Here is a 4806-nt window from a genome sequence, read left to right as displayed (position 1 = left end):
GCTGTCCGGCCAGCGCGCGCCCGGCCCGGTGCCGTCGTTTCACGAGCACCCCGACGAAACCGCCGAGGCCGCCGCGGTCGCCAAGTCGATCGCCCGGCTGATCGAATCCGGCACCGCGCCGTCGGAGATCGCGGTGCTCTACCGGGTCAACGCGCAATCCGAGGTCTACGAGGAGGCCCTGACCGAGGCCGGCATCACCTACCAGATCCGCGGCGGCGAGGGGTTTTTCAACCGCCAGGAGATCAAGCAGGCGCTGTTGGCGCTGCAGCGCGCGGCCGAGCGCGGCGACGCAGATCCGGACACCCCGTTGCCCGACGTCGTCCGCGCGGTACTCGAGCCGCTCGGGCTGACGGCCGACGAACCGACCGGCACCCGGGCCCGGGATCGCTGGGAGGCGCTGGCGGGGCTGGCCGAGCTGGTCGAGCACGAGGTGGCGCAGCGCCCGCAGCTCGACCTGCCCGGGCTGCTGGCCGAGCTGCGGATGCGCGCCGACTCACGCCACCCGCCTGTGGTGCAGGGCGTCACGCTGGCCTCGCTGCACGCGGCGAAGGGGCTCGAGTGGGACGCGGTGTTTTTGGTCGGGCTGGCCGACGGCACGCTACCGATCTCGCACGCGCTGGCGCACGGCCCCGAAAGCGAGGCCGTCGAGGAGGAGCGCCGGCTGCTCTACGTCGGAATCACAAGGGCGCGAATACATTTGGCGCTCAGCTGGACGCTGGCCCGCAGCCCCGGCGGGCGGCAGAGCCGCAAGCCGTCGCGGTTCCTCAACGGCATCGCGCCCCAGACGCGCGCGGACGCCGCGCCGGCCAGGTCCCGGCGTAACCGGGGGACGGCGACGCGCTGCCGGATCTGCAACAACGACCTGACCACCCCGGCGGCCATCATGCTGCGGCGCTGCACGACGTGCGCCGGCGACGTCAACGAGGAGCTGTTGCTCAAGCTCAAGGCGTGGCGGCTAAACGTCGCCACCGAACAGAAGATGCCCCCGTACATCGTCTTTTCCGACAACACCCTGATCGCCATCGCCGAGCTGCTCCCCGACGACGACGCGGCGCTGATCGCGATCCCGGGCATCGGCGCGCGAAAGCTCGAACAGTACGGTCCTGACGTGCTGCAGCTGGTCCGGCAGGCCCGCTGAGCGCGCCGAAACCGCAGGTCAGAAAATCGGTTGTGGGCGGGGTCCGCTACCATTTACCCTCGAAACCGCAGATCGCTGCCAGCTGAGAGGAGGCGCACCACGATGATCACCAACGCGTTCGGTGTACGCGTGGCCGCCTCGGTGCTCGGTGAAGGCCGGTCCAAGGCCACCTCCCACGCCGCCCATGCCGCCGTGTCGGCGGCAGCGGTCAAGCACCGTGTCGCCGCCGCGACCGACGCGTCCGTGAATCGGGGTCATACCTAACTAGCCCGGTTTTGCCCAGATGGCCACGGACCCGAAGTCAACAGGATCCGTGGCCACACCTATTTGGGAAGCCTCCCAACCTGGTCCGGATCACCGCGAAGGACAGCCACCCGACCAGGAAGCAGGTGAACAGGACATGTCGGCACTGCCAGTCCCCAGACCGAGGCTGCCGGAATTGCCTTGTCACGTCGCCGATCCCGACCTTTGGTTCGCCGAGGCGCCGGCCGACCTCGAGCGCGCGAAGACGCTGTGCGCGGGCTGCCCGGTCCGCCGCCAGTGCCTGACGGCGGCGCTGGAGCGGGCCGAGCCCTGGGGCGTGTGGGGCGGCGAGATCATCGAACGCGGCTCGATCGTCAGCCGCAAACGACCGCGCGGACGTCCCCGCAAAGACGTCGCCGCCTAGTAGGGAAATCTAGGCCGCGAAAGTGCAACTGCCGACACGTTTCTCGAGAAACGGCGTCGGTAGTTGCACCCTCGCGGAGTTAGACGACGGCGGTGTCGGGCTCGGCGAAGCCGGGGATCAGCTCCTCCGACAGCGCCTTGATCGGCACGTGCGCGTCGAGCTGGCAGAGGATCGCGGCGACCGACGCGATGACCCGCATCGGTATGGCCAGCTTGGGCGGCAGGTCCATCTGCCGGGCCGTCCTGATCTGGGAAACCGACCGGTCCATCTGAACCAGGGTCATCTTCTGCAGCCACTTGCGGGTGTAGTGGAAGACGTCGACCTGGATCGGTTCGACGTACTGGCGCAGCATTTCGTCGATGTCGCGGACCGACACCTGCTGGCCCTTCTGGATGAAGCCGACCTTCTCCATCGTCGGCAACAGCAGGTCGTAGTTTTTGTCGCGCGCCAACCGGATCGTCATCCCGAGTTCGACGGGAAAGCCCCCGGGCAGCGGTGCGACGGCACCGAAGTCGATGACGCCCATCCGGTCGTCGGGCATCAGCATGAAGTTCCCGGGGTGGGCGTCGCCGTGCAGCATGCCCAGCCGGCGGGGCGCGTCGAAGGTGAGCTCGAGCAGGCGGGTGCCGATCAGGTCGCGCTGCTCGGGGGTGCCGTTGCGGATGATCTCCGCCATGTGGATCCCCTCGATCCACTCCTGGACCACCACCTTGGGCGCGCTGGCCACGACGTGCGGCACCAGGAAGTGCGGGCTGTCCTGATACGCCTTGGCGAACTTGCGCTGGTTGTCGGCCTCCAGCCGGTAGTCGAGTTCCATCTCGGTGCGCTCGATCAACTCGTCGACCACGCCCTGGACGTCGGCGCCCGGCGAGAGCTGCTTGACCACGCTGACCATCCGCTGCATGGTCTTCAGGTCGGCGCGCAGCGCCTCGTCGGCGCCCGGGTACTGGATCTTGACCGCGACGTCGCGGCCGTCGGACCACACCGCTCGGTGCACCTGGCCGATGCTGGCCGAGGCGATCGGGGTGTCGTCGAACGAGCTGAACCGGTCCCGCCACTTGGTGCCCAGCTGGGCGTCCAGCACCCGGTGCACCTTGGCGGCGGGCAGCGGCGGGGCGTCCTTCTGCAGCTTGGTCAGCGCCTCGCGGTAGGGCTCGCCGTACTCCTCGGGGATGGCGGCCTCCATCACCGACAGGGCCTGGCCGACCTTCATCGCCCCGCCCTTGAGCTCGCCCAGCACCGTGAACAACTGGTTGGCGGCCTTCTCGAGCATCTCGGCCTGGACTTCGTCCTTGGACTTGCCCGTCAGACGCTTGCCGAAGCCGAGGGCCGCCCGGCCGGCGAAGCCGACGGGGATGCTGGCCAGCTTCGCGTTGCGCGCAGCGCGACCGCGTTTGATGTCTGCCACGTTGTCCATCATCCACGACGGTCGCCGCGCGGGACCCGTGATCCGGACCATAGGTCGTCGTCGGCGTGGGGCGGGTGGGCTAGCACGAGCACAGCGGGTGCTTGGTCCACTGGCGCGCGACGATCGAGCCGGCACCCAGGTCGAACTCCAGCGTGGCGTTCAGCGCCGGCGGCGGCGCCGGGTCGGGCACCGCCTGCTGGCCGCGCACCGCCGCGATCACCCGGTTCACCTGGCTCAGCGCCAGGGCCGCGGTCGCGAGCAGGGTGGCCCGGTCGGCCACGCCGACGGTGTCGCGCAGCTGGGCGGCGATGGCCGGCCACGCGGCGTCGCGGTCGCTGCGGTGCAGATCGGCGCAGCCGAGGCAGCTGGTCACGCCGGGGATGACCAGCGGGCCCACCAGACCGGTGCCGTCGCGGACGCGAACCGGAAGGTGCGGGACGCCGCGCGCGTGTAGGTCGCGCACCATGCGCGGGTCGGCGACCAGGTAGTCCGACAGCACCACCAGGTCGACGGCGTCGGGGGACACGGCGGCGTGCGGTTGGCTGCTGTGCGCGACGCGGGCCCCCGAGCAGCGCAACGATTCCACGAGCAGTTCGGACAGCGGCCCGCGGCCGTGGACGCGGATCGACGCCGACCGGCCCCGGGGGCGCCGGCATTCGGTCGCGACGCCCGCCCCCACCAGTTGCGCGACGAGGTGGGACAGGCCGTCACCGTCGCGCAATCCGCGGTCGACGGCCTGGCGCCGCAGCTCGGATAGCGGCGTGGGTGACCGCATGGACCGCAGCAGCGTGGCCAGCTCGGCTGGGGGCAGGCCGCACGGCGGGCGGACCAGCACGGCCCGGCGCGGATCCCAGCCGACCTGCACGGCCCCGTCGGGCCGCAACAGCACCGGCATCCCCGGGTCCAGCGCATACATCGAGACCACGGGCTGACTTTGCCAAACCGACCGGCGACCCCGCGCTCAGCTATCCACAGCGCCCGGTCAGCCCGTGACGACGATCGACTTCTGCCCGGTCTTCCAGGCCGTCATGAAGCGTTTGATGCTGACCTTCGTGTTGGCGTGATCGGCGTAGGGGTCGTTGAGGTGCACGGTGTCGTTGTTGGTGTCAACCCCGGTGACCACCAGCAAGTGATCGGGCGAGGTGCGCTGGTCGTCGCTGTTCAAAATGGTTCCGCCGTTGACCCACGCGATCACCTTGCGGCCGGAACCGAGGTACTGCTCCAGCGCCGACAGCCCGGTCTGGTCGGGCTGCGTGTCGTAGATCATCCGCGACTTGATGCCGTAGTGCTCCAGCAGCACGACCGTGTCGGCCATGTCGATGCCACCGGCTTCCGTCTCATGCCCCGGGTCGCCGGTGGGCAGGTAGATCGGGCCGTCGCGGATCACCGAGGGCGTGCTCTGGGCCAGCTTGATGATCTGCTTTTCCGTCGGCGCGTTGCCGGTGACCTCGCCGACGACGTCGGCCACCGAAGCCAGCCCGCAGGTGTCCTCCAGCGACTGCTGCACCCAATACTTGGCCGCCGCGTCCGGGTCGCGCGACGCCGTCTGGCAACACCCGGACCTGCTGCCGGGCGTCGAGGTCCTCGGCGAGC

Annotated in this window: 6 protein-coding genes; 3 read left to right on the top strand and 3 right to left on the bottom strand. The window is 70.0% G+C overall.

What is annotated here, in order from left to right; genetic code table 11:
* From A9X00_RS24865 to A9X00_RS24860, 3 genes are all read left to right on the top strand, one after another.
* The coding region (locus A9X00_RS24865; RefSeq protein WP_197515261.1) for an ATP-dependent DNA helicase UvrD2 at positions 1-1138 on the top strand (1138 nt) is incomplete at its 5' end.
* A gap of 102 nt (positions 1139-1240) precedes the next feature.
* Positions 1241-1402, top strand: a complete 162-nt coding sequence (locus A9X00_RS32180) for a hypothetical protein (protein ID WP_232006927.1) — start codon at positions 1241-1243, stop codon at positions 1400-1402.
* A gap of 136 nt (positions 1403-1538) precedes the next feature.
* Positions 1539-1805 carry a WhiB family transcriptional regulator gene (locus tag A9X00_RS24860; RefSeq protein ID WP_067159587.1) on the top strand — a complete coding sequence of 89 codons (267 nt, stop codon included), beginning with the start codon at positions 1539-1541 and terminating at the stop codon, positions 1803-1805.
* Between the two features lie 79 nt (positions 1806-1884).
* On the opposite strand, the gene A9X00_RS24855 is transcribed toward A9X00_RS24860, so the two are convergent.
* The 3 genes from A9X00_RS24855 to A9X00_RS24845 form a co-directional block, all read right to left on the bottom strand.
* Positions 1885-3225 carry an ABC1 kinase family protein gene (locus A9X00_RS24855; protein ID WP_369830792.1) on the bottom strand — a complete coding sequence of 447 codons (1341 nt, stop codon included), beginning with the start codon at positions 3223-3225 and terminating at the stop codon, positions 1885-1887.
* 67 nt (positions 3226-3292) lie between these two features.
* Positions 3293-4129, bottom strand: coding sequence for a cyclodehydratase (locus A9X00_RS24850; protein ID WP_067159590.1), 837 nt, complete (start codon positions 4127-4129; stop codon positions 3293-3295).
* 66 nt (positions 4130-4195) lie between these two features.
* A partial coding sequence (locus A9X00_RS24845; RefSeq protein ID WP_156772280.1) for a C39 family peptidase occupies positions 4196-4806 on the bottom strand: 611 nt, incomplete at its 5' end.

Source organism: Mycobacterium sp. 1245805.9, from assembly GCF_001672915.1.
In the GTDB taxonomy this organism is placed as follows: Bacteria; Actinomycetota; Actinomycetes; order Mycobacteriales; family Mycobacteriaceae; genus Mycobacterium.
Note: the sequence above shows the minus strand (reverse complement) of the source record. Positions and strands in the feature narration are given on the sequence as shown.